Consider the following 26463-nt stretch of genomic DNA (forward strand, 5'->3'; position numbering starts at 1 on the left):
GACGGTGGCGGAGCTGGCGATCGAGCGGGCGAAGCGTCTGGTCGAGCTGGGCCACGACGTGGTCGTGCTGCTCGACTCGGTGACCCGGCTCGGTCGGTCGTACAACCTGGCGGCGCCGGCCAGCGGCCGGATCATGTCGGGTGGTATCGACTCCACCGCGCTCTACCCGCCGAAGCGTTTCCTGGGCGCGGCGCGGAACATCGAGAACGGCGGCTCGCTGACCATTCTCGCCACCGCGCTGGTGGAGACCGGGTCCATGGCGGACACGGTCATCTTCGAGGAGTTCAAGGGCACCGGCAACGCCGAGCTGAAGCTGGACCGGAAGATCGCCGACAAGCGCGTCTTCCCGGCGATCGACATCAACCCCTCCGGCACCCGCAAGGAGGAGGTCCTGCTCGCGCCGGAGGAGCTGGCGATCGTCCACAAGCTCCGAAAGGTGCTGCACTCGCTGGACTCGCAGGCGGCGCTCGACCTCCTGCTGGACCGGCTCAAGCAGTCCCGGACGAACATCGAGTTCCTGATGCAGATCGCCAAGTCCACCCCGGGCGAGTGACCTGACAGGAGCGACCCGACGAGGGGCACGGCCGATCGGCCGTGCCCCTCGTCGCGTACCGGGTCGGTGAGTGAAGTTTTTCTTCAGTTAAGCCGAGACCTCTTGAAACTTCTGTTCAGTTCCGGGTTGACTGTCGTCCATGCGTACCCGCAGTCGATCCGCCCGTCTCGCCGGCGTCCTGCTGCTGACGCCGGTTCTCACCCTGGCCGGGCCGGTACCGGCCGGCGTCGCGGCGCCCGCGGTCTCCACCGCCGCCGAGGACGCCCCGGCCGCCTCCTCCCGCCCCGATGCGGCGGTCGCCCTCGCCGCCGACGGTTTGGCACCCGCCGGTGGCCTGGAAACCGCGAAGACCACCCGTCCGGTCGCCCCCGGACTCGACCTGACCTCCTTCGACCGGTACGACGCCGCCGGTTGGCTGCGTGCCGACGCCCTCACCGCCGACCTCTCCGGCGGCGTCACCGTGGACTACGTCAACTCCGGCGCGGTCACCAGGTACGAACCGCTGCGCGCCGCGGTGGACCGTTCCCGGGCGGTGGCCGCCGTCAACGGGGACTTCTTCGACATCAACGCCTCCGGCGCAGCGCAGGGCGTCGGCATCCGCTCGGGCGAGCTGGTCCAGTCGCCGGTCGCCGGCCACGCCAACGCCGCCGCGATCAGTGCGGAAGGGCTGGGCCGGATCATCCAGGTCGGCTTCGAGGGCAGCGCGGCCCTGCCGGCCGGGCCGGTCCCGCTGACCCAGTTCAACAACATGGTGCAGCCGGGTGGCGTCGGCGTCTTCACCCCGCTCTGGGGCACGTACACCCGGCAGCGGGCGGTCAGCGGCGCGGCCCGCGTGGCCGAGGTGACGGTGACCGGCGGCAGGGTCGCGACCGTGGCCAGCACGGCCGGCGAGGGGCCGATCCCGGCCGGCACCACGGTGCTGCTCGGCCGGGAGGCGGGGGCGGACGCCCTCGCCGCGCTGCGCCCCGGCGACCCGATCGACCTGACCTGGCAGCCGAAGTCCTCCGACGGAGGCAGCCTGCGCGCCGCGGTCGGCGGCGGCAACGTGCTGGTCCGGGACGGCGAGGTGCAGAGCATCGCCGACCAGACCCTCGCCCCGCGCACCTCGGTCGGCTTCTCCGCCGACGGACGCAAGATGATCATGCTGACCGTGGACGGTCGGCAGGTGGACAGCCGGGGCGTCACCCAGAGCGAGATGGGCCACATGATGGTCGAGCTCGGCGCGTGGAACGCGCTGAACCTCGACGGCGGCGGCTCCTCGACCCTGCTGGCCCGCGAGCCCGGCGCGGCGGCCGTCCAGGTGGAGAACAGCCCGTCGGACGGCAGCGAGCGGCCGGTGCCGAACGGCCTGGCCATCTACGCCCCGGAGGGCAGCGGCCGGCTCACCGGCTACTGGCTGGAGACCGCGAGCGACCCGACCGCCGCGCCCGGCGTCGCCCCGATCCGGGGTGGCCGGCCGGACCGGGTCTTCCCCGGGCTCACCCGCCGGCTCACCGCCGCCGGCTACGACGAGACGTACGGCCCGGCCGCCGGCGCGCCGCACTGGCGGGCCAACCCGGCCGCCCAGGGCACGGTGGACGACGAGGGCGTCTTCCGGGCCGGCAAGCCTGGCCGCGCCACCGTCACCGCCCGGCGCGAGGAGGCACGGGGCAGCCTCGACCTGACCGTGCTCGGCCCGCTGGACCGGATCGACGCCACCGTCGACCGGCTCGGCCTGAGCAACGAGGGCGACACCGGCCTGGTCGGCGTGGTCGGCTTCGACACCGAGGGCGACACCGCGCCGATCGAGCCAGCCGACCTGCGACTGGAGTACGACCACGACCTGCTCGCCGTCACTCCGACCGCCGACGGCAACCTCTCGGTCGAGGCGCTCGGTGGTGCCGGGTCCGCCCTGGTCACCGTCCACGTCGGAGCGGCCACCACGGTGCTGCCGGTGACCGTCGGGCTGACCGACGTGCCGGTGGCCGGCTTCGACGACGCGGCGTCCTGGAAGTTCAGCCAGGCCCGGGCCAGCGGCGCGGTCGCCCCCGCCCCGGGCCACACCGGCACCGGCCTGCGGATGTCGTACGACTTCAGCCAGTCCACCGGCACCCGGGCGGCGTACGCGGACCCGCCCGCCTGGATCGAGGTGCCCGGCCAGCCGCAGGCGTTCGGCCTGTGGATCAAGGGCAACGGCACCGGGGAGTGGCCGAGCCTGCACCTGCACGACGCCCAGGACACCCAATTCGTGCTGCGTGGCCCGTACGTCACCTGGACCGGCTGGCGGTACGTCGAGTTCACCGTGCCGTCGGGCGTGCAGTACCCGGTCCGGGTGCGCCGGTTCTACGTGGCCGAGACCGACCCGGCCAAGCAGTACCAGAGCGAGGTCGTCATCGACGACCTGGTGGCCCGGGTGCCGCCGCCGCTGCAGGCCCCGGCCGAGGAGAATCGCACCGACCGGGTGGTGCTGCGCGACGGCACGGTGGACGGCGCGCCCTGGCGGTTCGCGGTGATGTCCGACGCCCAGTTCGTCGCCGCAGACCCGGACAGCGACCTGGTCGCCCAGGCCCGCCGTACGCTCCGCGAGATCCGCGCGGCGAGGCCGGACTTCCTGATCATCGACGGGGACTTCGTGGACACCGCGTACCCGGCGGACTTCGCGCTGGCCAAGCGGATCCTGGACGAGGAGCTGGGCGGCGAGCTGCCGTACTACTACGTCCCGGGCAACCACGAGATCATGGGCGCGCCGATCGACAACTTCCGCGGCGTCTTCGGGGACACCTCGCGGGTCTTCGACCACCAGGGCACCCGGTTCGTCACGCTGAGCACCGCCACCGGCTCGCTGCGCGGCGGCGGCTTCGACCAGGTGGAGCTGCTCCGGCACACCCTGGACGCGACGGCCGCCGACCCGGCCGTCGGCTCGGTCACGGTGCTCTTCCACCACCCGCCCCGCGACCCCAGCCCGGCCAAGGCCAGCCAGCTGCTCGATCGGAAGGAGGCGGCCCTGGTGGAGCAGTGGCTGGCCGAATTCCAGCACCGCACCGGCAAGGGCGCGCTGATGGTCAACGGGCACGTCGGCACCTTCCACGCCGGCCGGGTGGACGGCGTCCCGTACGTGATCAACGGCAACTCCGGCAAGAACCCGTCCACCCCGGCCGAGCTCGGCGGCTTCACCGGCTGGACCGAGTTCGGCGTCGACCCGGTGACCCCACAGGAGGCCGAGCGGGCCCGCCGCGACCCGCTCGCCGAGGGGCCGGACTGGGTCGCGGCGGAGTTCCACGCCCACGTCGACCGGCTCGCCCTGACCGCCCCGGCCGGCGTGGCGGTCGGCGCCCCGGCCACGGTCACCGCCACGGTCACCCAGCCCGGCGGCCGTACCGTCCCGGTGGCCGCCCCGGTCAGCGCCGACTGGGCCGGCTCGCCGAACCTGCACATCGGCGGCGCCGACGGGGTGAAGCCGTGGCACGTGGCGCGGTTCGACCCGGCGACCGGAGTGCTCACCGCGCTGCGTCCCGGCGCGCAGGTGCTGCTCACGGTGACCGTCAACGGCGTCCGGGCCGAGGCGACGGTGACCCTGACGGCGGCGGAGGCGCCCGCTGCCTGAGCCCGGCCGGGACGCGGAGGGTCCGATCCGCGTCCCGGCGCGGGCTCCGCCCGTCGGCGGGCTCCTGCGCCTTCAGGGGAGGAGCCCGCCGGCGGGCGAACGGGGCGCGTGGCCGGGGTCAGAAATCGCCGTCGGCGACCTGGAAGACGGTCAGGCCGAGCGAGCGCCACATCCGCACCACCTGCTGCCGGTCGTCGAACACGCCGACCACCCGGTACCGGTCCCGGATCTCCCGCTCGTAGATCTCCTGCTTGACCACGGCGTCCTTGCGCTGGTCGCCGATCGCCCGCAGGTGCAGCGCCAGGTACGGCACCTTGACGTGCCGGGCCAGCCAGGCCACCGTGTCGGCCCGGGCCGAGGCGTCCCGACCCGAGCAGAAGACGACCCCGTGGCCGGCGGCCTGCATCGCCCGCACCGCGGCGATCACCGCCCCGTTCGGCGCGTCCTCGGCGACCCGGGTCATGTCGTACGGGCTGCGCGAGACGTTCAGCGCCACCGTGCCGTCGATGTCGACCAGCACGATGTCGGGACGCCCGGTCCGCTCCTGCTCCACCCGGCCGGGACCGCCCGGCCGGGCGGTCGGCAGCGGCAGCGGCAGCGGGCGGTTGGCCAGGTAGCGCTCGTGCAGCCGGCGGATCGCCGCCTCGCCGACCCGGTCCTCCTCCGGCCGGCCGGCGTCCCGGCGCAGGCACTCCTCCAGCGGTACGTCGGTGAAGTCGTGCACCTCGAACGCCGCGCCGAACCGCTCGGCCAGCTCCGCCCAGTCACGCAGCGTCCGGGAGCGCAGGTTGGTGTCGTCCACGCAGACGCTCACCCGGGCCGCCAGCAGCGCCTCCACCTGCGCGCGCTGGGCCCGGGTGACCTGCCCCTCGGCCCACTGGGTGAAGAGCCGCTCGCCGTGCATCATCCGGCGCAGGTCGTCCCGGTTGACCCGGACGACGCCGGGCTGGAGCCGCCGGGCGAAGGTGGTCTTGCCGGATGCGGGCAGCCCCCGGGTGGCGATCAGGCGGAACATCCCGTACCTCCCAGTCATCCCGGCTCGTCCCCGGCCGCCCTGACGAATGCCCGCGAGCGGCCCGGGAATGCACGGGGAGCGGTGAGCGTTGAGCCTGCCGGATCTCGTGTGCGGCCCGCTCGCCGGGTCGGCTGACGCCCATGGCACACTGGTCAATCGGCCACCGGTTCCGGTTCACGCCCGAGCCCGTCGCGACGACGGGGCGCACGACGGCGACCCGGCGACCATCCACGAAAGGACCGAGGCGACATGAAGCCCAACATCCACCCGGAGTACGTGACCACCGAGGTCCGCTGCTCCTGCGGCAACACGTTCACGACCCGCAGCACCGCCAAGGGCGGTCAGATCAGCGTCGAGACCTGCAGCGCCTGCCACCCGTTCTACACGGGTAAGCAGCGCGTGCTGGACACCGCCGGTCGGGTCGCGAAGTTCCAGCAGAAGTACGCCAAGGTCCAGGCCAAGAAGGCCAAGTAGCTCCGTCGACGACGCCCGTGTCCGGCTCTGCGCCGGGCGCGGGCGTTCGTCCGTTTCCGCCCCAATGCTTCCTGTCCCTGCCCGATCGTCGAAGGAGCATCCGCAGCATGAGCAGTGAGCGCCTGGCCGCCCTCCTCGACGAGTACGCCGACCTCGAGAAGCGACTCGCCGACCCGGCCATCCACGCGGACCAGGCCACCGCCCGGCGGGTCGGCCGGCGCTACGCCGAGCTGGTCCCGCTGCAGAAGGCCGCCGGCGAGCTGGAGCAGGCGCGGGCCGACCTGGCCGCCGCCCGTGAGCTGGCCGCCGAGGACCCGGCCTTCGCCGGCGAGGCGGAGACGATCGCCGCTGCCCTGCCCGAGTTGGAGGAGAAGCTCGCCGAGCTGCTGATCCCGCGCGACCCGCACGACGCCAAGGACGTGATCGTCGAGATCAAGGCTGGCGAGGGTGGCGAGGAGTCGGCGCTCTTCGCCGGTGACCTGCTCCGCATGTACACCCGGTACGCCGAGCGGCGCGGCTGGACCACCGAGGTGATCGACGCCCAGGACTCCGACCTCGGCGGCGTGAAGGACGTCTCGCTGGCGATCAAGACCAAGGGCGTCCCGGAGGGCGGCAACGGGGTCTGGTCCCGGCTGAAGTGGGAGGGCGGCGTGCACCGGGTGCAGCGCGTCCCGGTCACCGAGTCGCAGGGCCGGATCCACACCAGCGCGGCCGGCGTGCTGGTGCTGCCCGAGGCCGAGGACGTCGACGTCACCATCGACCCGAACGACCTGCGGATCGACGTGTTCCGCTCGTCCGGGCCGGGTGGCCAGTCGGTCAACACCACCGACTCCGCGGTCCGGATCACCCACGTGCCGACCGGGATCGTGGTCTCCTGCCAGAACGAGAAGTCGCAGCTGCAGAACCGGGAGCAGGCGATGCGCATCCTGCGGGCGCGGCTGCTCGCGGTGGCCCAGGAGCAGGCCGACGCCGCCGCCTCGGACGCCCGCAAGGCGCAGGTCCGCACCGTGGACCGGTCGGAGCGGATCCGGACGTACAACTTCCCGCAGAACCGGATCACCGACCACCGGATCGGCTACACCGCGTACAACCTCGACCTCGCCCTGGGCGGCGAGTTGGACGGCGTGCTGGACGCCCTGGCCGAAGCCGACCGCACCGCCCGCCTGGCCGGCGACACCGAACTCACCCGCCGCTGACCCCCGCCGCGCCCCCAACATCCGCGCTAATTCACGGAAGTAGTGGCCATTCCGCGTCGGGTGGCCACTACTTCCGTGAATTAGCGCGCGCGGCGGCGTGCGGCCGCGCGGCGGCGTGCGGCCGCGCGGCGGCGTGCGGGCGTGCGGGCGCGCGCAGCGGGCAAGGGTGGGGCGGGGGTCAGGAGGCGCGGAGACCCTCCTTGGCGCGGAGCATCTCGCGGTCGGCCAGCTCGAACGCGGCGCCCAGGGCCTCCCGGACACTCGCCCCGGAGGCGCCGCTCACCTCGGCGAAGCCGATGCTCACCCCGACCGGGGTGCCGGGCACCAGCGACTCCCAGTCCTCGGTGCGGACGGCGGCCTGGATCCGGCGGGCCACCTCGGCCGCCTCGGACATACCCGTCTCGGGCAGCACCACGACGAACTCGTCCCCGCCGTAGCGGGCCACGAAGTCGCCGCGCCGCATCACCCGGTTGATCACCCCGGCGATCCGTTGCAGCACCAGGTCACCCGAGTGGTGGCCGTGCCGGGTGTTCACCGCCTTGAAGCCGTCCAGGTCGCAGACGCCGATCACCACCCGGTCGCCGCGGGCCACCACCGCTCCGATGTAGCGCTCCAGCCGACGTCGGTTGGGCAGCCCGGTCAGCGGGTCGGTGAGCGCCTCGCCCTCGTACCGGGCGGCCTCGCGGCGCATCTCCTCGTGGTCGATCCGGGCGGCGATGCCGTCGATGTAGACGTCCCGGAGGCGGTCGTTGCGCTGGGCCGCGAGCCGGAACGCGTGCCGGTCCGCCCGGTGCGCCGCGGCGTGGTCCCCGGCCCGGGCCAGCGCGATGCTGCGCAGCCGGGGCGCCTCGGCGGCGCCGAGCGTCTCGGTGGAGACCCGGGTGGTGTCCAGTCGGGTGACCGCCTCGATCGGGCGCCCGTCGGCGATCGCCAGGCAGACCTGACCGAGTTGGCGCAGGTCGCGGGCGCGGGCGCTGTCGCCGCCGTGCTCGAGCAGCCGGACGGGGTCGGCGTCGCTGCCGGACTCCAGCCGGTCGCCGAGGGCGGCCCGCCGGGCGGCGGCGTACCCGTATGCGGTGAGGCCGCCTGGCATGATCTTGTCGACCTGCTCGCTGCGCAGGAAGCGGTTGAAGTCCCCGGCCACGTCGCGCAGCACCCGCAGGCAGCCGTCGCTGTCGCCGTTGTGGTCCAGGGCGAGCGCGTTGCGCAGCCGGATGCCCGGAGCGGCGAGGGTCGCCTCGGGGATGCCGGCGGTGAGCCCCACCTGGCGGGCGCGTTCGATCGCACCCAGCGCGTGGCCGTGGAAGCTGAGGTACGAGTAGGCCATGGCGAGGTCGTGCCAGCCCCACGCGGTGTCCCGGTCGGGGTCGTCGTCGGCGGTCAGTGCCCGGGCGGCCTTCACCAGGTGGGTGACGCAGCGGTCCAGCGCCCCCTGGTGGTGTGCGGCGAGCGCGGCCAGGGCGTTGAGATGCCCGTGCAGGTACGGCTCGGCCAGGTCCCGGACGGCGGCGGACGCCTCCTCGATGGCCCGGGTGAACTCGGCGGTGCGGCCGAGATTGATCAGCGCGGAGAGGCGCTGGACCAGCGCGTCGGCCCGGGCGTACGGGTCCTCGGTGGTGCGGATGACCCGGTCGAGCAGCGTCCACGCCTCGGCCGACCGGCTGGCCTCCTGCAACGTCCGGGCACGCCGCAGGGCGTCAACCTGGTCCTCGACCCGGTCGAGCCAGCCCACTCGTCCTCCCTGTCGGCGTGTCTGAGGGACACACCGCTCGTGGTGCGACCCGCGACGCTTCATGATTATGTCGTGACCTTCCTCCCGCAACACCCGTCCGAAGGGACAGAACGCGAGCGCCCCTCACTGGTCGTCGCCCGGGCGGCCCGGACCCTGGCCGCGGCGGGCATCGAGGCGCCCCGGGCGGAGGCCGAGCTGCTGGCCGCGTACGTGCTGGCGGTGCCGCGCGGCCGGCTGGCGCTGGCCGACGGTTTCACGCCCGCCCAGCGGGACCGGCTGGACGCGCTGGTGGACCGGCGGGTCGCCCGGGAGCCGTTGCAGCACCTGACCGGGGTCGCCGGCTTCCGGCACCTGGAGCTGTCGGTGGGCCCCGGCGTGTTCGTGCCTCGCCCGGAGACCGAGCTGCTCGCCGGCTGGGGGGTGGAGCAGGGCCGCCGGCACGCCGCGCCGCTGGTGGTGGACCTGTGCAGCGGCTCCGGCGCGATCGCCCTGGCGGTCGCCCAGGAACTGCCGGCGGGCCGGGTGGTGGCCGTGGAGCGGTCCCCGGCGGCCCTGGCCTGGCTGCGCCGCAACGCCGCCGACCGGGCGGCCGCCGGGGACAACCCGGTCGAGGTGGTCGAGGCCGACGTCACCGACCCGGACCTGCTCGGCGAGCTGGTCGGCCGGGTCGACGTGCTGCTCTGCAACCCGCCGTACGTGCCGCGTGCGGTGGTCGTACCGCCGGAGGTGGCCGGGCACGATCCGGACGAGGCGGTCTTCGGCGGGGCGGACGGGCTGGACGTGATCCGCCCGGTGGTGGCCCGGGCCGCGGCGCTGCTCCGCCCCGGCGGCGCGCTGGGCGTCGAGCATGACGACACGCACGGCGCGGCGGTGCCGGAGCTGCTCGCCGCGGACGGCCGGTACGAGCAGGTCGAGGAGCACCGGGACCTGGTCGGGCGGCCCCGGTTCGCCACCGCGTCCCGGCGGGCGGACGGCCAGCACGCCGACCCCGCCCCGGCGTGGCAGACTGGCTCCTCGTGATGCTCTACGACTGTCGGTCGCCCGCCGACCGGGACCGCGGCATCGCCGCTGCGATCGAGGCGGTCAAGAACGGGGAACTCGTCGTCCTGCCGACCGACACGGTCTACGGCATCGGCGCCGACGCCTTCACCCCGTACGCGGTCAAGGCGCTCGCCGACGCCAAGGGTGGCGCCCGGCAGGCGCCTCCGGTGCTCATCGGTTCCCGGCACACCCTCGACGGCCTGGTCTTCTCGCTGCCCCGCTCCGCGCGGGAGCTGGTCGAGGCGTTCTGGCCGGGCGCGCTGACGATCGTCGTGGAGCACTCGCCGAGTCTGGCCTGGGATCTGGGCGACTCCAGCGGCACGGTGGCGGTCCGGATGCCGCTGCACCCGGTGGCCCTGGAGGTGCTGCGGGAGACCGGCCCGATGGCGGTCGCCTCGGCCAACAAGGTCGGCCAGCCGGCCGCGCTCACCGCCGAGGAGGCCCGCGACCAGCTCGGTTACGGCGTCCGGGCGTACCTGGAGGCGGGTCCGGCGCTGGATCCGGTGCCGAGCACCATCGTCGACCTCACCGGTGAGGTGCCCCGGGTGCTGCGCCAGGGGGCGGTCTCCCTGGAGAAGCTGCGCGACGTGGCGCCGGACATCCTCGACGAGCGGGGGGTCTGAGTGCCGCCGTTCACCGTCCTGCACGTCTGCATGGGCAACATCTGCCGGTCGCCGATGGCCGAGCGGCTGCTGGTGCTGGCGGTCCGCGAGCGGCTGGGCCGCCTCGGGACCGACCCGGACCGCTCCGACGAGCTGGTGCACAGCCACAGCGCCGGCACCGGCGGCTGGCACGCCGGCGAGGACATGAATCCGCCGGCTGCCCGGCAGGTGACCTCGCGCGGCGGTGACGTGGCCGGCTTCGCCGCCCGCCGGCTCCGCTCCGACCTGATCGACGCCGCCGACCTGGTGCTCACCGCCACCGCCGACCAGCAGGAGTACGTGGTGGCGCTGCGCCCCGACGCGGCCGGGCGCACCTTCGTGCTGGGCGAGTTCGGCCGGCTGCTGGGCGGCGTGGACTCCGCCGGGCTGCCCCCGGTCGAGGCCACCCCGGAGGCGGTGTACGCCCGGGGCGTGGCCCTGGTGGAGGCGGCGGACGCGGCCCGGCAGGGCACCGCCCCGCTGCCCACCGACGACCTCGACGACCCGTGGGGCCGGGGCGACCAGTGCTTCAGCCGGGTGGCCGACGAGATCGAGGAGACGGTTCACCCGCTGGCCGCCACGCTGCTGGCCTGAGGTTCATCCTTTCTCGCGAACTTCCTGCGCGTTTCGGGGAAGGTGGCGGGATAACCGGCTGATTCCGGTCATTCTGGACAGGTCCTACGGCCGGCTCCTGCGGGGAGAGCTGATGAACCGGGCCCATCTCGACAAGCTGTTCACCGTCCTGCTCGCCGGCGTGCTCGCCGGACTCGCCCTGGCGGCGGCCGCCCTGCCGGCCGCGCTGGTGTTCGGGCTCGGCTTCAAGGGGCTGATGCCCTACACGCAACTGCCCGAGCCGCTGCGCACGCCGCAGCCGGCACAGCGGTCCAACCTCTACGCCAACGACGGCCGCACCCTGATCACCTCGTTCTACGTCGAGGACCGGGTGGACGTGCCGGTGGCCGAGGTGGCGCCGGTGATGCGGCAGGCCATCGTGGCCGCCGAGGACGTCCGGTTCTACCAGCACCACGGCGTCGACGTCCGGGGCGTGGTGCGGGCCTTCACCGCCAACCGGCGGGAGGGCGGTACCCGGCAGGGCGCCTCCACGCTGACCATGCAGTACGTCCGCAACGCGCTGGCCGGTGACCCCCGGCTGACCGAGGAGCAGCGGGCCATGGCCACCGAGATCACCGTGGGCCGCAAGATCCGCGAAATGCGGTACGCGCTGGCCCTGGAGCGGGAGCTGAACAAGGACGAGATCCTCGGCCGCTACCTGAACATCGCGTACTTCGGGGCCGGGGCCTACGGCATCGCCGCGGCCAGCAAACGCTACTTCTCCATCACGCCCGACAAGCTCACCGTGGCCCAGGCGGCGCTGCTCGCCGGGCTGGTCCGCTCGCCCGACACCGACGACCCGATCCACGGGGACGCCGACGCGGCCCTGGCGCGCCGCGCGTACGTGCTGGACCGGATGGTGGAGACCGGGCAGCTCAGCGCCGCGGACGCCGCGCGGGCGAAGGTCGAGCAGTTGAACCTGCGGCCCAGCGCCACGCCGAACGACTGCACCTCGGTGCCCGCCGCGCACAACGACTGGGGCTTCTTCTGCGACTGGTTCAACCAGTGGTGGAACGCCCAGCCGGCCTTCGGCAAGTCCGCGGACGAGCGGCAGCGGACGCTGCGCCGGGGCGGCTGGAAGATCGTCTCCTCGCTCGACCCGGACGTGCAGGCCAAGGCCACCGAGCTGGTGCTGCGGGTCTACGACACGACCAACAAGCGGGCCGCGCCGACCGCGGTGGTGCAACCCGGCACCGGCCGGGTGCTGGCCATGGCGGTGAACCGGAACTACAGCGTGGCCGGGAACCCGGGCGGCCAGCAGAACCACCCCAACACGGTCAACCAGCTCGTCGCCGGGGGCGGCGGCATCGTCGGCTACCAGGCCGGCTCGACCTTCAAGCTCTTCACGCTGCTGGCCGCGCTCGAGTCCGGGCTGCCGTTGAACACCGAATTCGACGCGCCCAGCGTGTACGTCACCCGCTACCCGGTCGACGGCGGTCCGGCGAGCTGCGGCGGCCACTGGTGCCCGGCCAACTCCAACCCGCTCTGGATGGACGGCGACCAGGACATGTGGAGCGCGTTCGGCCGCTCGGTGAACACGTACTTCGCCTGGCTCACCGAGCGGGTGGGCGCGGACCGGGTGGTGGAGATGGCCCAGCGGCTCGGCATCGTGCTGCGCTCGCCGGAGGACGCCAAGCTGGCCCGCGAGGGCGCGAAGAACTGGGGCCCGTTCACCCTGGGCGTCGCCGACACCACCCCGCTCGACGTGGCCAACGCGTACGCGACGGTGGCGGCCGAGGGCTACTGGTGCCGGCCCACCCCGGTCACCTCGATCACCGACGCCTCCGGCCGGAAGGTGGCCGCCGGGAACACGGACTGCCGCCAGGTGCTCGACACCGACGTGGCCCGGGCGGCGGCGGACGCGTCCCGCTGCCCCGTCGGCGACCAGTCGATGTACCGCCGCTGCGACGGCGGCACCGCCGAGGAACTGGCGCCCGGGCTACGCCGGCCCCTCGCGGGCAAGACCGGCAGCTCGGAGCGGAACGCCACCGAGACGGTGGTGGCCTTCACCCCGCAGCTCGCCGTCGCCACCATCGCCGCGAACCCGGACGACCCCCAGGACGCCGTCGGCGGCGGTGTGCAGACCCGGCAGATCGAGGCTGTGGGCCGGCTGCTCGCGTACGCCCTCCGCGACCAGCCCGTCCTCGACTTCGTCCCGCCCAGCCAGGCGGTCGCCTTCCAGCGCACCGGCCCCCGCGGCGCCAACTGAACCCCACCCCCGCCCGCTCGCCGGGCGGGGGTCAGGGCTGGGTGGGGTGGGGTGCGGTCTGTTCGGCGCCGAGGGCGATGTTGCGGGCCATGCCGCCGAAGATGATCGCGTGGAACGGGAGGACCGAGCCCCAGTAGAGGTGCCCGACCAGGCCGTGGGGGAGGAAGACGGCGCGCTGGACGTACCGGCTCCGGCCGTCCCCGGCCGGCTCGGCGCGCATCTCCAGCCAGGCCCGGCCGGGCAGCCGCATCTCGGCGCGCAACCGCAGCAGCTCACCGGGGACGATCTCCTCGACCCGCCAGAAGTCCAGCGCCTCGCCCACCTGAAGGCGGTGCGGGTCGCGCCGCCCCCGGCGCAGCCCGACCCCGCCGGCCAGCTGGTCCAGCCAGCCGCGCACCGACCAGGCCAGCGGAAACGAGTACCAGCCGTGCTCGCCGCCGACCCCCTCGATGACCCGCCACAGCGCGCCCGCCGGTGCGCCCACCTCCCGCTCCCGCAGGTCGGTGTACGCCGTCCCACCCGACCACTCCGGATCGCTGGGTAGCGGCTCGGCCGGGGCGTCCGGCCCGCTCGCGGTGGACCAGCGGGTCTCCACCTCGGCGTCGCGGACCTTCGCCAGCGCCAGGGTGACCGCCTGGTCGAAGCCGGTCAGCCCGTCGGGCGGGTCCGGGACGTACCGGGCGATGTCGTGCTCGTGGGCGACCGCCTCGTGGACCAGGCTCTCCACCAGCGGCCGGGCGATGGCGTTCGGCACCGGCGTGATCAGGCCGACCCAGTAGGAGGAAAGCGCCGGGGTCAGCAGCCGCACCGGCAGGATGACCCGCCGGGGCAGCCCGGTCACCCGGGCGTACCGCTGCATCATGTCCTCGAAGGTGAGCGCGTCCGGTCCGGCGATGTCGAAGGCCCGGTTCACCTCGGGCGGCAGCCCCGCGCAGCCGATCAGGTAGTGCAGCACGTCGCGGACCGCGATCGGCTGGATCTGGTTGCGCACCCAGCGCGGGGTGATCATGCCCGGCAGCCGCTCGGTCAGGTAGCGCAGCATCTCGAACGAGGCCGAGCCCGATCCGATGATCACCGCAGCCCGGAGGACGGCGGTCGGCACGCCGCTGTCCAGCAGGATCCGGGCGACCTCCGCCCGGGACCGCAGGTGCGGCGACGGGACGTCCCGGTCCTCGGTCGGCTCCGGGCCGCCGAGGTAGACGATCCGGCGTACGCCGGCGGCGCGGGCCGCCGCGGCGAAGTTGGTCGCCGCCTCCCGGTCGGCCGCCTCGAAGCCGGCCTGACCGAGCGAGTGGACCAGGTAGTACGCCACCTCGACGCCCTCGAACGCGGCCGGCAGCGTATCCGGCTTCCGCAGGTCACCCTCGATGACCTCGGCCCGGGCGGCCCAGGGCACGTCGCGCAGCCGCGCCGCCTTGCGGGCCAGGCAGCGTACGGTGTGCCCCTCGGCCAGCAGCCGGGGCGCGAGGCGCCCGCCGATGTAACCCGTGGCTCCGGTGACGAGGCATCTCACGGCTTCCAGTGTGCGGCTCCGTAGACTCCTTCGCTGTGGAGAACGCGAGGGAGCCCTTCTGGGGGCCGGACTTCCAGCAGCTCAGCGCTGTCGACCCAGAGATCGCCGGGGTGGTGCTGGGGGAGCTGGAGCGGCTGCGCGGTGGCCTGCAACTGATCGCCAGCGAGAACCTCACCTCCCCGGCGGTGCTCGCAGCGCTCGGCTCGACGCTGACCAACAAGTACGCCGAGGGCTACCCGGGCCGGCGCTACTACGGTGGCTGCGCCGAGGTGGACCGGGCCGAGGAAATCGGTATCGCCCGGGCGAAGGAGCTGTTCGGCGCCGAGCACGCCAATCTCCAGCCGCACTCCGGCGCCAGCGCGAACCTGGCCGCGTACGCCGCCCTGGTGCAGCCGGGGGACACCGTGCTGGCGATGGACCTGCCGCACGGCGGCCACCTCACCCACGGCAGCCGGGTGAACTTCTCCGGCAAGTGGTTCCACACCGTCGGCTACACCGTCCGGCAGGACACCGAACTGATCGACTACGACGAGGTACGCGACCTGGCCCGGGCGCACCGGCCGAAGATGATCATCTGTGGCGCGACGGCGTACCCCCGGCTGATCGACTTCGCCCGGTTCCGGGAGATCGCCGACGAGGTCGACGCGTACCTGATGGTGGACGCCGCCCACTTCATCGGACTGGTCGCCGGGCGGGCCGTCCCGTCCCCCGTGCCGTACGCCGACGTCGTCTGCTTCACCACGCACAAGGTGCTGCGCGGCCCCCGCGGCGGCATGATCCTCTGCCGCGGGTCGCTGGCCTCCCGGATCGACAAGGCGGTCTTCCCGTTCACCCAGGGCGGCCCACTGATGCACGTCGTCGCCGCCAAGGCGGTCGCCCTGCGCGAGGCCGCCCAGCCCGAGTTCCGGGCGTACGCCTCCCAGGTGGTCAGCAACGCCCAGGCGCTCGCCGAAGGGCTGGCCGCCGAGGGGATGCGCCCGGTTTCCGGTGGCACCGACACCCACCTGGCCCTGATCGACCTGCGCGAGGTCGGGGTGACCGGCGCGGAGGCCGAGGCGCGCTGCGACGCCGCGGGCATCACGCTGAACAAGAACGCCATCCCGTACGACCCGCAGAAGCCGATGGTCGCCTCCGGTATCCGGGTGGGCACTCCGAGCGTCACCACCCAGGGCATGCGGGAAGGGGAGATGCGCCGGATCGCCACGCTGATCGCCCGGGCCGTCCGGACCGACCCCGGCCCGCCCGGCGGCGCGGCCGAGCTGACCCGGATCGCCACCGACGTGACCGAGCTGGTCACCGCCTTCCCGGCGTACCCCCGTGGCTGAGTCCGGGACGCGCGCGGCGGAGGCGGCCGCGGACCGCGGCTGGCGGCTGCGCCACCTGCCGGTGCTGTTGCTCGCGACAGCGGTGCTGGGCGCGGTGGCGGCGCTGGTCGGCGGGGTGACCCGGGGTGCGGACGGCGCGCTCGGCGCGGCGGCCGGGGTGGCCGTCACCGCGCTCAGCTACACCGTCACCACGGTCGTGCTGGCCTGGGCCGACGCCCGGGACCCGCAGCTGGTGCTGCCGTTCGGCGTCGGCCTCTACACAGCCAAGATGACGCTGCTCGGCGGGGTGATGGTGCTGGTGGCGTCGACCGGCTGGCCGGGACTGATCCCGCTCTGCCTGGGCATCGCCGCGGGCGTGGTGGTGTGGACCGGGGTGCACGTCTGGTGGCTGGTCACGGTGCACGCCCGGCGCGTCCACAACTGACTCCGTCCCAATCTTCGGACGGCGCGCCGGTGTGTCCGCGATCGGTCATTTTCTCAGTGGCGAGGGAGGAGTAGCGTGCCTCCAGACGACTTCGCCCGCCCGTGTCCCACACAACAAGGTTGTGCGGGGGGTGAGGCACAGCCTCGTCTCCTCGACTGATATCGTTCGCCCCGTCATGGCCGGTGACCAGAAACCCCCCAGCGCTGGCGGCCCGGACGATGTTCCGTCCGGTGCCGGTCAGGGTTGGACCGCGCTCTCGTACCTCATCGGGGGCATGCTCGTCTGGGGTTTCATCGGCTGGTTGGTCGACCAGTGGCTCGATACCGGCGGCATCGCCACCGGTATCGGGGTCGTGCTCGGCATGGCCGGGGGGATCATCCTGGTCGTCCGCCGACTGGGCACGCCTACTTAGGAAGGGACGCGGTGTTCGGACAGGCGAACGTCCTGGCAGCGGGCCAGGCGGAATTCCCACCCAGCGTGGAGGACTTCTACCTGCCCAGCATCCTGCCCTGGGGTGCGCACGACAACTACTGGTTCACCAAGATCACGGCCATGGTCTGGATCGCCGTCGGCGTCCTGATCATCTTCTTCCTGGCCAGCTACCGGAACCCGAAGCTGGTGCCGACCAAAAAGCAGTGGTTCGCCGAGTCGATCTACGGCTTCGTGCGGAACAACATCGCGGTCGACATGATCGGCCACGCGGGGGTGCGGTTCGCGCCGTACTTCACCACGCTCTTCTGCTTCATCCTGCTGACGAACGCGTTCGCGATCATCCCGTTCTTCCAGATCTCGCCGAACTCGCACATCGCCTTCCCGGCGTTCCTCGCCCTGATCAGCTACGTGATGTTCAACTGGATCGGCATCCGGCACCACGGCTTCGTGAAGTACTTCAAGAACTCACTGGTCCCGCCGGCGCCGTGGTACATCCTGCCGCTGCTGATCCCGATCGAGTTCTTCTCGACCTTCCTGGTCCGGCCGTTCTCGCTGGCCGTCCGTCTCTTCGCGAACATGTTCGCCGGCCACATGCTCCTGCTGGTCTTCACGCTCGGCGGGTTCGCCATGATCAGCGCCAACGCCTGGCTGGCGCCGGTCTCGGTGCTGTCCTGGGTGATGACGATCGCGCTGACCTTCCTCGAGTTCCTGGTGATCGTCCTGCAGGCCTACGTCTTCACCGTGCTGACTGCCAGCTACGTGCAGGGCGCGCTCGCCGAAGAGCACTGATCCACTCTTTCGCACCAACCGTTGTCGTCCCGCGTGACCGTCACGCGTGATAACCAGGAGGAACCAACCAATGGACATCTACGCCGCGGTAGAGGGCAGCACCGCCGCCATCGGCTACGGTCTCGCGGCCATCGGCCCGGGCATCGGCGTGGGCCTGGTCTTCTCGGCCTACATCCAGTCGACCGCCCGTCAGCCGGAGTCGTCCCGGATGACCCTGCCGTACGTCTGGATCGGCTTCGCCGTCATCGAGGCCCTCGCGCTGCTGGGTATCGCGTTCGGCTTCATCTGGCAGGGCAACCTCTAATCCCGCCCTTCGACCGGGAGGTTTTCCATGTACTTCCTCGCCGCTGAGGGTGGTGAGACGACCCACAACCCGATCATCCCTGCCTGGCAGGAGATCGTGGTCGGTGGGATCGCCTTCATCCTGCTCTGCTTCGTGCTGATGAAGTTCGTCTTCCCGCGCATGGAGCAGACGTTCCAGGCCCGGGTCGACGCGATCGAGGGCGGCATCAAGCGCGCCGAGGCCGCCCAGGCCGAGGCGAACCAGCTGCTCGAGCAGTACCGGGCCCAGCTCGCCGAGGCGCGTACCGACGCCGCCAAGATCCGCGACGACGCCCGGGCCGACGCCGAGGGCATCCGGCAGGACATCCTCGCCAAGGCGCGCGAGGAGTCGGACCGGATCATCGCGGCCGGCAAGGAGCAGCTCGCCGCCGAGCGGGCCACCATCGTGCGCGAGCTGCGCACCGAGGTCGGCACCATCGCGGTGGACCTGGCCAGCAAGATCGTCGGTGAGTCGCTCGCCGACGAGGCGCGTCGCAAGGGCACCGTCGACCGGTTCCTGAGCGGTCTCGAGAGCACGGGGGCCCGCTGATGCAGGCCGCCAGCCGGGAGTCGTACAAGGTCGCGGCCGAGCGCCTCGACGCGTACGCCCGCGGCGCGGAGCCGTCGGCGGTGACCACCACCGCCGGCGACATCCTCTCCGTCGCCGCCCTGCTGCGGCGCGAGCCGCGGCTGCGTCGGGCGCTGTCGGACCCGGCGCGTTCGGGTGAGGACCGCACCGGGCTGCTCACGGGCATCCTGAGCGGCAAGGTTGGCGCCGACGCGCTCGACCTGCTCGTCGCGCTCGTCGCCGGCCGCTGGTCGGCCCCGTCCGAACTGCTCGACGGCGTCGAGCGGCTGGGCGTCGAGGCGCTCCTGGCGAGCGCAGAGAAGGCCGGCGAGCTGGGCGAGGTCGAGGACGAGCTGTTCCGCTTCGGGCAGGTCGTCTCCGGCTCGGCCGAGCTGTCCAACGCGCTCTCCGACCCGATGGCCCCGGCCGAGCGGCGGGCCACCCTGGCCGACCAGCTGCTCGCCGGCAAGGCCCGGCCGGTCACCCTCCGCCTCGTCGAGGCCGCGCTCGGTGGCTTCGGGGGACGCTCCTTCACCGGGGCGCTCACCCGGCTGGTCGAGCTGGCCGCCGACCGGCGGGACCGGCAGGTCGCGTACGTGACCGTGGCGGCCCCGCTGACCGACGAGGAGGAGCAACGCCTCGGCGCCCGCCTCTCCGAGATGTACGGTCGGGAGGTTTCCGTCAAGCAGACGGTGAACCCCGAGGTGCTCGGTGGGGTGAGCGTGCGGGTCGGCTCCGACCTGTACGACGGCACCGTCCTGCGCCGCCTCAACGAGACCCGCAACGCGCTCGCGAAGCGCTGACCAGCGTCTTAGCAGCCCTGATTCGACGCCATCGGACCGGTCGGTACTAGGTATCCCGGGCCCCTGATACTTAAGGAAGCAGAGGATGGCCGAGCTGACCATCTCGACGGAGGAGATCCGCGGCGCCCTGGAGCGCTACGTCTCCTCCTACACGGCCGACGTCTCCCGCGAGGAGGTCGGCACCGTCGCCGACGCCGGTGACGGCATCGCCCACGTCGAGGGTCTGCCCTCGACCATGACCAACGAGCTCCTGGAGTTCGAGGACGGCACGCTCGGCGTGGCGCTGAACCTCGACGTCCGGGAGATCGGTGTCGTCGTCCTCGGTGACTTCGCCGGGATCGAAGAGGGGCAGCGCGTCAAGCGCACCGGCCGGGTGCTCTCCGTGCCGGTCGGCGACGCCTTCCTCGGCCGCGTGGTCAACGCGCTCGGCGAGCCGATCGACGGCCTCGGCGACATCGCCAACGAGGGCTACCGCGAGCTGGAGCTCCAGGCCCCGAACGTGATGGCCCGCAAGTCGGTCGACGAGCCGCTGCAGACCGGTATCAAGGCCGTCGACGCGATGACCCCGATCGGCCGCGGCCAGCGCCAGCTGATCATCGGTGACCGGAAGACCGGTAAGACCACGGTCGCCCTGGACACCATCCTCAACCAGCGGGACAACTGGCGCTCCGGCGACCCGACGAAGCAGGTCCGCTGCATCTACGTCGCCGTCGGCCAGAAGGCCTCCACCATCGCCTCCATCAAGGGGACGCTGGAGGACGCGGGCGCGATGGAGTACACCACCATCGTGGCCTCCCCGGCCTCCGACCCGGCCGGCTTCAAGTACCTCGCCCCGTACACCGGCTCGTCCATCGGCCAGCACTGGATGTACGGCGGCAAGCACGTCCTGATCGTCTTCGACGACCTGAGCAAGCAGGCCGAGGCGTACCGGGCCGTGTCGCTGCTGCTGCGCCGCCCGCCGGGCCGCGAGGCGTACCCGGGTGACGTCTTCTACCTGCACTCCCGGCTGCTTGAGCGCTGCGCGAAGCTCTCCGACGAGCTGGGCGGCGGCTCGATGACCGGTCTGCCGATCATCGAGACCAAGGCGAACGACATCTCGGCGTTCATCCCGACCAACGTCATCTCCATCACCGACGGCCAGATCTTCCTGGAGACCGACCTGTTCAACCAGGGCGTCCGGCCGGCCATCAACGTCGGCACCTCGGTCTCCCGGGTCGGTGGCGCCGCGCAGGTGAAGCCGATGAAGAAGGTCGCCGGTTCGCTGCGGCTGAACCTGGCCCAGTACCGGGAGCTGGAGGCGTTCGCCGCCTTCGCCTCCGACCTGGACAAGGCCTCCCGCGCCCAGCTGGACCGCGGCGCCCGCCTGGTCGAGCTGCTCAAGCAGCCGAACTACTCGCCGTACCCGGTGCAGGAGCAGGTCGTCTCCGTCTGGGCCGGCACCGAGGGCAAGCTGGACGACATCCCGGTCGGCGAGATCCGCCGCTTCGAGTCGGAGTTCCTGCAGTACCTCCGGCACAAGCACGAGGGCGTCCTGGCCGCGATCGCCGGCAACAAGTGGGACGACGAGGTCATCGGCTCGCTCGACTCGGCCATCACCGAGTTCAAGCAGATCTTCCTGGGCAAGGAGGACGAGGTCCGGATCAACGAGGCCCCGGCCACGCCGCTGGAGGGCGAGGAGACCCGCGAGACGGTGACCCGCTTCCGGGACGGCACCACCGACCGCCCGGCCGAGAGCTGATCCATGGCCGCCCAGGTACGCGTTCTCCGACAGCGGATCCGCTCCGCCAAGGGGATGAAGAAGATCACCAAGGCGATGGAGCTCGTCGCGACGAGCCGGATCGCCAAGGCCCAGGCCAAGGTGGCGGCGTCGCTGCCGTACGCCGAGGCGATCACCGGCGTGCTGACGGCGCTGGCCTCGAACGCGCGGATCGACCACCCGCTGCTCACCCCGCGCGAGCGGGTGCGGCGGGCGGGCGTCCTGCTGGTCACGGCCGACCGCGGTCTGGCCGGCGGGTACAGCTCGAACGCGATCCGGACCGCCGAGTCGCTGATCGCCCGGCTCAAGGCCGACGGCAAGGAGCCGGTTCTCTACGTCATCGGCCGCAAGGGCGTGGCGTACTACCGGTTCCGTAACCGGGAGATCGCCGGCAGTTGGACGGGCTTCTCGGAGCAGCCGGGCTACGGCGACGCCCGCGAGGTCGGCGAGACGATGATCAAGGCGTTCACCGCCGGCGCGGACGACGTGGACGGTCACGCCGGGGCCGACGGGATCGTCGGGGTGGACGAGCTGCACATCGTCTACACCGAGTTCAAGTCCCTGATGACCCAGAACCCGGTCGCGAAGATCATCGGCCCGATGCAGGTCGAGGACCGGCCGCGGTCCGAGGGCCTGCTGCCGGCGTACGAGTTCGAGCCGGAGGCGGAGGCGCTGCTCGACGCGCTGCTGCCGAGGTACATCAACACGCGGATCTACGCGGCGTTGCTGGAGTCGGCGGCCAGCGAGTCGGCCGCCCGGCGGCGGGCGATGAAGAGCGCCACCGACAACGCCGAAGAGATGATCGAGAAGTACACGCGTGAGATGAACTCGGCCCGTCAGGCCGGGATCACCCAGGAGATCAGTGAGATCGTCGGCGGCGCGAACGCGCTGGCCGCGTCGGGAAGTGAAGTGTGATGACTGCCCCAGTAGAGACCAAGACGGCCACGGGTCGCGTGGTCCGGGTCATCGGCCCGGTCGTCGACGCCGAGTTCCCGCGCGACGCCATGCCGGACCTGTTCAACGCCCTGCACGTCGACGTGACGCTGTCCGGCGGCGAGAAGACGCTGACCCTCGAGGTCGCCCAGCACCTGGGTGACAACGTGGTCCGCGCCATCTCGATGCAGCCGACCGACGGCCTGGTCCGTGGCACCGAGGTCCGCGACACCGGTGCGCCGATCAGCGTTCCGGTGGGCGACGCGGTCAAGGGCCACGTGTTCAACGCGATCGGCGAGTGCCTCAACCTCACCGAGGGCGAGACGATCAACGCGGACGACCACTGGCAGATCCACCGCAAGGCCCCGGCCTTCGCGGACCTGGAGCCGAAGACCGAGATGCTGGAGACCGGCATCAAGGTCATCGACCTGCTCGCCCCGTACGTCAAGGGCGGCAAGATCGGCCTGTTCGGTGGCGCGGGCGTGGGTAAGACGGTGCTCATCCAGGAGATGATCACCCGCGTGGCCCGGAACTTCGGTGGTACCTCCGTCTTCGCCGGCGTGGGTGAGCGGACCCGTGAGGGCAACGACCTCATCGCCGAGATGACCGAGTCCGGCGTCATCGACAAGACCGCGCTGGTCTACGGCCAGATGGACGAGCCGCCGGGCACCCGGCTGCGGGTCGCGCTGTCCGCGCTGACCATGGCGGAGTACTTCCGCGACGTGAAGAAGCAGGAGGTGCTGCTCTTCATCGACAACATCTTCCGCTTCACCCAGGCCGGTTCCGAGGTCTCCACCCTGCTCGGCCGCATGCCGAGCGCCGTGGGTTACCAGCCGACCCTGGCCGACGAGATGGGCGAGCTCCAGGAGCGGATCACCTCCGTCCGGGGCCAGGCCATCACCTCGATGCAGGCGATCTACGTGCCCGCCGACGACTACACCGACCCGGCGCCGGCCACCACGTTCGCCCACCTGGACGCGACCACCAACCTGGAGCGGTCGATCTCCGACAAGGGCATCTACCCGGCCGTGGACCCGCTGGCGTCCTCGTCCCGGATCCTCGCCCCGGAGTTCGTCGGCGCGGAGCACTTCCAGGTCGCGACCGAGGTGAAGCGGATCCTGCAGCGCTACAAGGACCTGCAGGACATCATCGCCATCCTCGGTATCGAGGAGCTCTCCGAGGAGGACAAGCTCACCGTCGGCCGGGCCCGCCGGATCGAGCGGTTCCTCTCGCAGAACACCTACGCCGCCGAGCAGTTCACCGGCGTGCCGGGCTCGACGGTCCCGATCACCGAGACCATCGACGCGTTCCGCCGGATCAGCGAGGGTGAGTTCGACCACTTCCCCGAGCAGGCGTTCTTCATGTGCGGTGGTCTCGAGGACCTCGAGAAGAAGGCGAAGGAGCTGATGGAGGGCTGAGGCTCTCGTCACATCCACGGAGGCCGTCCCGACGAATGTCGGGGCGGCCTCTGCCTGTTCAGGGGCCCCTGTTACCAGATGTTCGTTTTCCTGGCAAGCGGTTCCGCCCACCGCGCGGTACCGTTTCGTGACGCGACGTTCACCTCCGGGACGTCCTCCTCCGCAACCAAACCGGACCCCGCGCCCGTCTACCAGTCGTGGGCGTGACGATTGGAGATGCTCGTGGGTAAGGCCGGTACGGACCGCGGCCGCAAACCGTCCATCTGGCGGGGCGTCCCCCGGTGGGCCAGGGTGTGCACGATCTTCGGCGTCGTGCTGATGGTGCTCAGCGGCAGCGTGCTGGTCGGCTACCAGGCCCTGATGAGCCGGTACGAGGGCGCCGTCGGCAAGGCCGACCTCTTCGGCGACCGGGCGGCCGGCGCCAGCGAGAAGAAGAGCGACATCAAGGGCCCACTGAACATCCTGCTGGTCGGCATCGACCCCCGCAAGCCGGAGACCCCGCCGCTGGCCGACTCGATCATGATCCTGCACGTGCCGGCGGGTATGGACCGCGGTTACCTCTTCTCCCTCCCCCGGGACCTGCGGGTGGACATCCCCGCGTTCCCCAAGGCCAACTTCCGGGGCGGCACCGACAAGCTCAACGCCGCGATGTCGTACGGCAGCCGGGTGGCCGGGCAGAACCCGGACGCCGCGCGCGGCTTCGAACTGCTCGCCAAGACCGTGCAACAGGTGACCGGCATCAAGCGGTTCGACGCGGGCGCGATCATCAACTTCACCGGCTTCAAGAACATCGTCGACGCGATGGGTGGCGTCGACATGTACATCGAGCGGGACGTGAAGTCGGAGCACCGCAAGCCCGACGGCACCATGCGCCAGCTGAAGCCGGGCGGCGGGGGCTACCTCGGGCCGCAGGCCGAGTACAAGAAGGGCGATGCCCACCTCAGCGGCTGGCAGGCGCTGGACTACGTCCGCCAGCGGTACCCGAAGAACGGCGTGCCGGACGCCGACTACGGCCGGCAGCGGCACCAGCAGCAGTTCGTCAAGGCGATGGTGAACCAGGCGTTCAGCGCCGACGTGGTGACCAACCCGATCAAGCTCGACCGGGTGCTCCGCGCCGCCGGGCAATCGCTGATCTTCAACGGTCGGGGGCACAGCGTGGTCGACTTCGCCCTGGCCCTGAAGGACATCCGCGCCAACTCGATCGAGACGATCAAGCTGCCGGGCGGGCCGGTCACCATCGACGGGGCGTACAAGGGGGAGAAGCTGCAGGCGGTGGCGGAGGACTTCTTCGCGGCGATCCGCACCGAGCAGATCGACGCCTTCATGCTGGAGCACCCCGACTTCAAGCAGGAGAACAGCTAGTCTGACCGCCAGCGGGCCCCGGCGCGCGGCGCCGGGGCCCGCTGGTGTGATCGTGGCGCAGCTCTCGCCACCCGCGTTGGGGCACGCCGAGAGCCGCGACTAGACTTTCGGCAATCCGCCGCCGCAGCAAGGAGACAGCGTGGCACAGCAGCTTCACGTCGAGCTCGTAGCCGTCGAGGAGAAGGTCTGGTCCGGCGAGGCCGAGATGGTCGTCGCCCGGACGACCGAGGGTGAGCTGGGTGTGCTGCCGGGGCACGCGCCCCTGCTCGGCCAGCTCGCAGAGCCCAGCCAGGTACGCATCAAGCAGGCCGGCGGCCAGCAGCTCGCGTACGACATCGCCGGCGGCTTCCTGTCGGTGACCGGTGAGGGTGTCACCGTCCTCGCCGAGAGCGCGACCCCCGCCACCCCGGCGCGCTGAGCCGACCCGCCGATGGAGATCGTGGAAGGGATCGGAATCGGCGTCGCGGTCGTCTTCGCCGCGCTTCTGATCCTCTTCATCCGGCGGGCGCTTTTCACCCGCAGCGGAGGCATCATCCGGCTCAGTGTCCGGGTCTCCACGATCCTCGACGGTCGAGGCTGGTCTCCCGGCTTCGGCCGCTTCGTCGGCGACGAACTCCGCTGGTACCGCATGTTCAGCTTCGCGCTGCGCCCCAAGCGGGTGCTCTCCCGCAAAGGACTCGCCGTGGAGCGCCGCCGGCTGCCCGAGGGGCAGGAGCGGCTCTCCATGCCGACCGACTGGGTGATTCTCCGCTGTACCAGCAACCACGCTCCGGTCGAGATCGCCATGGCGCGATCCACGGTCACCGGCTTCCTCTCCTGGCTCGAGGCCGCCCCACCCGGGGCGGCCTCGCCGCGTCTGGCCTCCCAGGACTGGCCCGCCGCCTGATCCCCCGGACTCTGCCACGGGACGGATCCCCCGGGCTCCGCCACGGACGGTCCGGTGCCGCCGCGTCAACTCCGGCCACGCGCCCACGCCTTGCCATGCGCCCACGCCTTGCCGGCGGGCGAGCTCGGCCGCCCGGTGAGCGACTGACCGACCCCGGACCGCGGCAGGTCGGGGTGCCGCGAGCCGGTCTGGGCGGGTGATCGACTCGGGTTGCGGCGTGTCGGGGTGTCGGCCGCCCAGGATGCAGCGGTGTGCCGCATGTCGAGTGGATCAAGTCCTCGGGCCGAGGGCCTGCTGGTGGTGCTGCGGGCGGCTGGCCGGGGGTGGCGCGTTCGGGCCCGCTCCCTGCGGCGGGCCTGCTCCCTGCGGCGGTTGGCGCGGGTTACGGCGGGTCGGGCGTCCCGGGCCGACCTGGCCGGGTGATCGACTCAGGTTGCGGGGTGTCGCGGGCCGACCTGAGCGGGTGATCGACCCCGGGTTGCGGCAGGGTCGTGTGTCGTGGGCGGGCCTGGGTCGGTGATCGGCCCGGGTTGCGTCATGTCGGGGTGTCGCGGGCGGGCCCCGGGCGGATGATCGACTTGGGTTGCGGCAGGTTGGGGTGTCGCGCGTGCCGGATGCTGCGGTGTGCCGCATGTCGCGTCGATCTGGCTGGGCGGCACCCTGCCGGGGTGCGGCGGGCCGGGGTGGGAGCGCCTCAGTCGGTGAGGCGTTGTCGAGGCGGCCGGGCGGCGGGTGGTTTGTCCGGTCCCGGGCTGGGTTGGGTACGCCGGGTGCGGCGGTGTGCTTGTCGCCGCAGCCCGGTGTCGTTCGATGGTGACCGACTGACCGGCCTACGGGGGCGGGCGTGCGGGGCCTCCTGGGGGGAATGTCCCGTTCC

23 protein-coding genes and 1 pseudogene are annotated in these 26463 nt (G+C 72.2%); 21 read left to right on the top strand and 3 right to left on the bottom strand.

Going from position 1 to position 26463, the window contains the following annotated elements; translation table 11 throughout:
- Nucleotides 1-553: pseudogene (locus tag ACL02O_RS26855) on the top strand (transcription termination factor Rho); the annotation flags it as partial.
- A gap of 139 nt (nucleotides 554-692) precedes the next feature.
- Nucleotides 693-4136, top strand: coding sequence for a phosphodiester glycosidase family protein (locus tag ACL02O_RS26860; protein WP_412820947.1), 3444 nt, complete (start codon nucleotides 693-695; stop codon nucleotides 4134-4136).
- Nucleotides 4137-4254: 118 nt separating this feature from the next.
- On the opposite strand, the gene ACL02O_RS26865 is transcribed toward ACL02O_RS26860, so the two are convergent.
- Complete coding sequence (locus tag ACL02O_RS26865; protein ID WP_459560894.1) at nucleotides 4255-5151, bottom strand: phosphatase domain-containing protein; 897 nt, start codon at nucleotides 5149-5151, stop codon at nucleotides 4255-4257.
- Nucleotides 5152-5400: 249 nt separating this feature from the next.
- Between ACL02O_RS26865 and rpmE the strand changes: the two genes are divergently transcribed.
- Both rpmE and prfA read left to right on the top strand, forming a co-directional pair.
- A complete protein-coding gene (rpmE, locus tag ACL02O_RS26870) occupies nucleotides 5401-5625 on the top strand; it encodes a 50S ribosomal protein L31 (RefSeq protein ID WP_073834647.1) in 225 nt (74 codons plus the stop codon).
- 107 nt (nucleotides 5626-5732) lie between these two features.
- On the top strand, nucleotides 5733-6821 hold the full coding sequence (gene prfA, locus ACL02O_RS26875) for a peptide chain release factor 1 (RefSeq protein WP_412820949.1): 1089 nt from the start codon (nucleotides 5733-5735) through the stop codon (nucleotides 6819-6821).
- A gap of 178 nt (nucleotides 6822-6999) precedes the next feature.
- Here the strand turns inward: prfA and ACL02O_RS26880 are convergent, their stop codons facing one another.
- Nucleotides 7000-8553 carry a GGDEF domain-containing protein gene (locus ACL02O_RS26880; protein WP_412820950.1) on the bottom strand — a complete coding sequence of 518 codons (1554 nt, stop codon included), beginning with the start codon at nucleotides 8551-8553 and terminating at the stop codon, nucleotides 7000-7002.
- Nucleotides 8554-8625: 72 nt separating this feature from the next.
- On the opposite strand from ACL02O_RS26880, the gene prmC reads away from it, so the two are divergent.
- From prmC to ACL02O_RS26900, 4 genes are all read left to right on the top strand, one after another.
- Complete coding sequence (gene prmC, locus ACL02O_RS26885; protein WP_412820951.1) at nucleotides 8626-9573, top strand: peptide chain release factor N(5)-glutamine methyltransferase; 948 nt, start codon at nucleotides 8626-8628, stop codon at nucleotides 9571-9573.
- On the top strand, nucleotides 9573-10217 hold the full coding sequence (locus ACL02O_RS26890) for an L-threonylcarbamoyladenylate synthase (protein ID WP_412820966.1): 645 nt from the start codon (nucleotides 9573-9575) through the stop codon (nucleotides 10215-10217). Before prmC ends, ACL02O_RS26890 begins: the two co-directional genes overlap by 1 nt.
- Nucleotides 10218-10829, top strand: a complete 612-nt coding sequence (locus ACL02O_RS26895) for an arsenate reductase/protein-tyrosine-phosphatase family protein (protein ID WP_412820952.1) — start codon at nucleotides 10218-10220, stop codon at nucleotides 10827-10829. It begins immediately after the preceding gene.
- 112 nt (nucleotides 10830-10941) lie between these two features.
- The gene (locus tag ACL02O_RS26900) at nucleotides 10942-13056 is read left to right on the top strand and encodes a transglycosylase domain-containing protein (protein ID WP_412820953.1); all 2115 of its coding nucleotides are present in this window, start codon (nucleotides 10942-10944) and stop codon (nucleotides 13054-13056) included.
- Between the two features lie 31 nt (nucleotides 13057-13087).
- On the opposite strand, the gene ACL02O_RS26905 is transcribed toward ACL02O_RS26900, so the two are convergent.
- The gene (locus tag ACL02O_RS26905) at nucleotides 13088-14569 is read right to left on the bottom strand and encodes an SDR family oxidoreductase (RefSeq protein WP_412820954.1); all 1482 of its coding nucleotides are present in this window, start codon (nucleotides 14567-14569) and stop codon (nucleotides 13088-13090) included.
- 35 nt (nucleotides 14570-14604) lie between these two features.
- On the opposite strand from ACL02O_RS26905, the gene ACL02O_RS26910 reads away from it, so the two are divergent.
- The 13 genes from ACL02O_RS26910 to ACL02O_RS26970 all read left to right on the top strand — a co-directional run bounded on the left by ACL02O_RS26910 (nucleotide 14605) and on the right by ACL02O_RS26970 (nucleotide 25586).
- Nucleotides 14605-15894 (top strand): serine hydroxymethyltransferase, encoded by a 1290-nt coding sequence (locus tag ACL02O_RS26910; protein WP_412820955.1) that lies wholly within the window; start codon nucleotides 14605-14607, stop codon nucleotides 15892-15894.
- The gene (locus ACL02O_RS26915; protein ID WP_412820956.1) at nucleotides 15887-16318 is read left to right on the top strand and encodes a hypothetical protein; all 432 of its coding nucleotides are present in this window, start codon (nucleotides 15887-15889) and stop codon (nucleotides 16316-16318) included. Before ACL02O_RS26910 ends, ACL02O_RS26915 begins: the two co-directional genes overlap by 8 nt.
- A gap of 175 nt (nucleotides 16319-16493) precedes the next feature.
- A complete protein-coding gene (locus tag ACL02O_RS26920; RefSeq protein ID WP_412820957.1) occupies nucleotides 16494-16730 on the top strand; it encodes an AtpZ/AtpI family protein in 237 nt (78 codons plus the stop codon).
- A gap of 11 nt (nucleotides 16731-16741) precedes the next feature.
- On the top strand, nucleotides 16742-17539 hold the full coding sequence (gene atpB, locus ACL02O_RS26925; protein WP_412820958.1) for a F0F1 ATP synthase subunit A: 798 nt from the start codon (nucleotides 16742-16744) through the stop codon (nucleotides 17537-17539).
- 70 nt (nucleotides 17540-17609) lie between these two features.
- Nucleotides 17610-17843 (top strand): ATP synthase F0 subunit C, encoded by a 234-nt coding sequence (locus tag ACL02O_RS26930; protein WP_013288258.1) that lies wholly within the window; start codon nucleotides 17610-17612, stop codon nucleotides 17841-17843.
- Nucleotides 17844-17870: 27 nt separating this feature from the next.
- Nucleotides 17871-18410 carry a F0F1 ATP synthase subunit B gene (locus ACL02O_RS26935; protein ID WP_412820959.1) on the top strand — a complete coding sequence of 180 codons (540 nt, stop codon included), beginning with the start codon at nucleotides 17871-17873 and terminating at the stop codon, nucleotides 18408-18410.
- Nucleotides 18410-19231 carry a F0F1 ATP synthase subunit delta gene (locus ACL02O_RS26940; protein ID WP_412820960.1) on the top strand — a complete coding sequence of 274 codons (822 nt, stop codon included), beginning with the start codon at nucleotides 18410-18412 and terminating at the stop codon, nucleotides 19229-19231. Before ACL02O_RS26935 ends, ACL02O_RS26940 begins: the two co-directional genes overlap by 1 nt.
- An 85-nt stretch (nucleotides 19232-19316) precedes the next feature.
- Nucleotides 19317-20969 carry a F0F1 ATP synthase subunit alpha gene (gene atpA, locus ACL02O_RS26945; RefSeq protein WP_412820961.1) on the top strand — a complete coding sequence of 551 codons (1653 nt, stop codon included), beginning with the start codon at nucleotides 19317-19319 and terminating at the stop codon, nucleotides 20967-20969.
- 3 nt (nucleotides 20970-20972) lie between these two features.
- On the top strand, nucleotides 20973-21902 hold the full coding sequence (locus tag ACL02O_RS26950; protein WP_412820962.1) for a F0F1 ATP synthase subunit gamma: 930 nt from the start codon (nucleotides 20973-20975) through the stop codon (nucleotides 21900-21902).
- On the top strand, nucleotides 21902-23338 hold the full coding sequence (gene atpD, locus ACL02O_RS26955; RefSeq protein WP_412820963.1) for a F0F1 ATP synthase subunit beta: 1437 nt from the start codon (nucleotides 21902-21904) through the stop codon (nucleotides 23336-23338). Before ACL02O_RS26950 ends, atpD begins: the two co-directional genes overlap by 1 nt.
- Nucleotides 23339-23554: 216 nt before the next feature.
- Nucleotides 23555-24700, top strand: coding sequence for an LCP family protein (locus tag ACL02O_RS26960; RefSeq protein WP_412820964.1), 1146 nt, complete (start codon nucleotides 23555-23557; stop codon nucleotides 24698-24700).
- A gap of 139 nt (nucleotides 24701-24839) precedes the next feature.
- On the top strand, nucleotides 24840-25118 hold the full coding sequence (locus ACL02O_RS26965; protein ID WP_265007408.1) for a F0F1 ATP synthase subunit epsilon: 279 nt from the start codon (nucleotides 24840-24842) through the stop codon (nucleotides 25116-25118).
- Nucleotides 25119-25130: 12 nt separating this feature from the next.
- Nucleotides 25131-25586, top strand: coding sequence for a DUF2550 domain-containing protein (locus ACL02O_RS26970; protein ID WP_412820965.1), 456 nt, complete (start codon nucleotides 25131-25133; stop codon nucleotides 25584-25586).
- Nucleotides 25587-26463: the final 877 nt, after the last annotated feature.

This window comes from Micromonospora mangrovicola (genome assembly GCF_047200535.1).
GTDB lineage: Bacteria > Actinomycetota > Actinomycetes > Mycobacteriales > Micromonosporaceae > Micromonospora.

Bases quoted from the DNA above. Each gene is read 5' to 3' on its own strand.
- ACL02O_RS26860 (WP_412820947.1), top strand. From the start codon at position 693: ATGCGTACCCGCAGTCGATCCGCCCGTCTCGCCGGCGTCCTGCTGCTG.
- atpD (WP_412820963.1), top strand. From the start codon at position 21,902: ATGACTGCCCCAGTAGAGACCAAGACGGCCACGGGTCGCGTGGTCCGG.
- atpA (WP_412820961.1), top strand. From the start codon at position 19,317: ATGGCCGAGCTGACCATCTCGACGGAGGAGATCCGCGGCGCCCTGGAG.
- ACL02O_RS26960 (WP_412820964.1), top strand. From the start codon at position 23,555: ATGCTCGTGGGTAAGGCCGGTACGGACCGCGGCCGCAAACCGTCCATC.
- ACL02O_RS26900 (WP_412820953.1), top strand. From the start codon at position 10,942: ATGAACCGGGCCCATCTCGACAAGCTGTTCACCGTCCTGCTCGCCGGC.
- ACL02O_RS26865 (WP_459560894.1), bottom strand. From the start codon at position 5,151: ATGTTCCGCCTGATCGCCACCCGGGGGCTGCCCGCATCCGGCAAGACC.
- ACL02O_RS26890 (WP_412820966.1), top strand. From the start codon at position 9,573: ATGCTCTACGACTGTCGGTCGCCCGCCGACCGGGACCGCGGCATCGCC.
- ACL02O_RS26950 (WP_412820962.1), top strand. From the start codon at position 20,973: ATGGCCGCCCAGGTACGCGTTCTCCGACAGCGGATCCGCTCCGCCAAG.
- ACL02O_RS26930 (WP_013288258.1), top strand. From the start codon at position 17,610: ATGGACATCTACGCCGCGGTAGAGGGCAGCACCGCCGCCATCGGCTAC.
- ACL02O_RS26935 (WP_412820959.1), top strand. From the start codon at position 17,871: ATGTACTTCCTCGCCGCTGAGGGTGGTGAGACGACCCACAACCCGATC.
- prfA (WP_412820949.1), top strand. From the start codon at position 5,733: ATGAGCAGTGAGCGCCTGGCCGCCCTCCTCGACGAGTACGCCGACCTC.
- ACL02O_RS26970 (WP_412820965.1), top strand. From the start codon at position 25,131: ATGGAGATCGTGGAAGGGATCGGAATCGGCGTCGCGGTCGTCTTCGCC.
- ACL02O_RS26940 (WP_412820960.1), top strand. From the start codon at position 18,410: ATGCAGGCCGCCAGCCGGGAGTCGTACAAGGTCGCGGCCGAGCGCCTC.
- rpmE (WP_073834647.1), top strand. From the start codon at position 5,401: ATGAAGCCCAACATCCACCCGGAGTACGTGACCACCGAGGTCCGCTGC.
- ACL02O_RS26920 (WP_412820957.1), top strand. From the start codon at position 16,494: ATGGCCGGTGACCAGAAACCCCCCAGCGCTGGCGGCCCGGACGATGTT.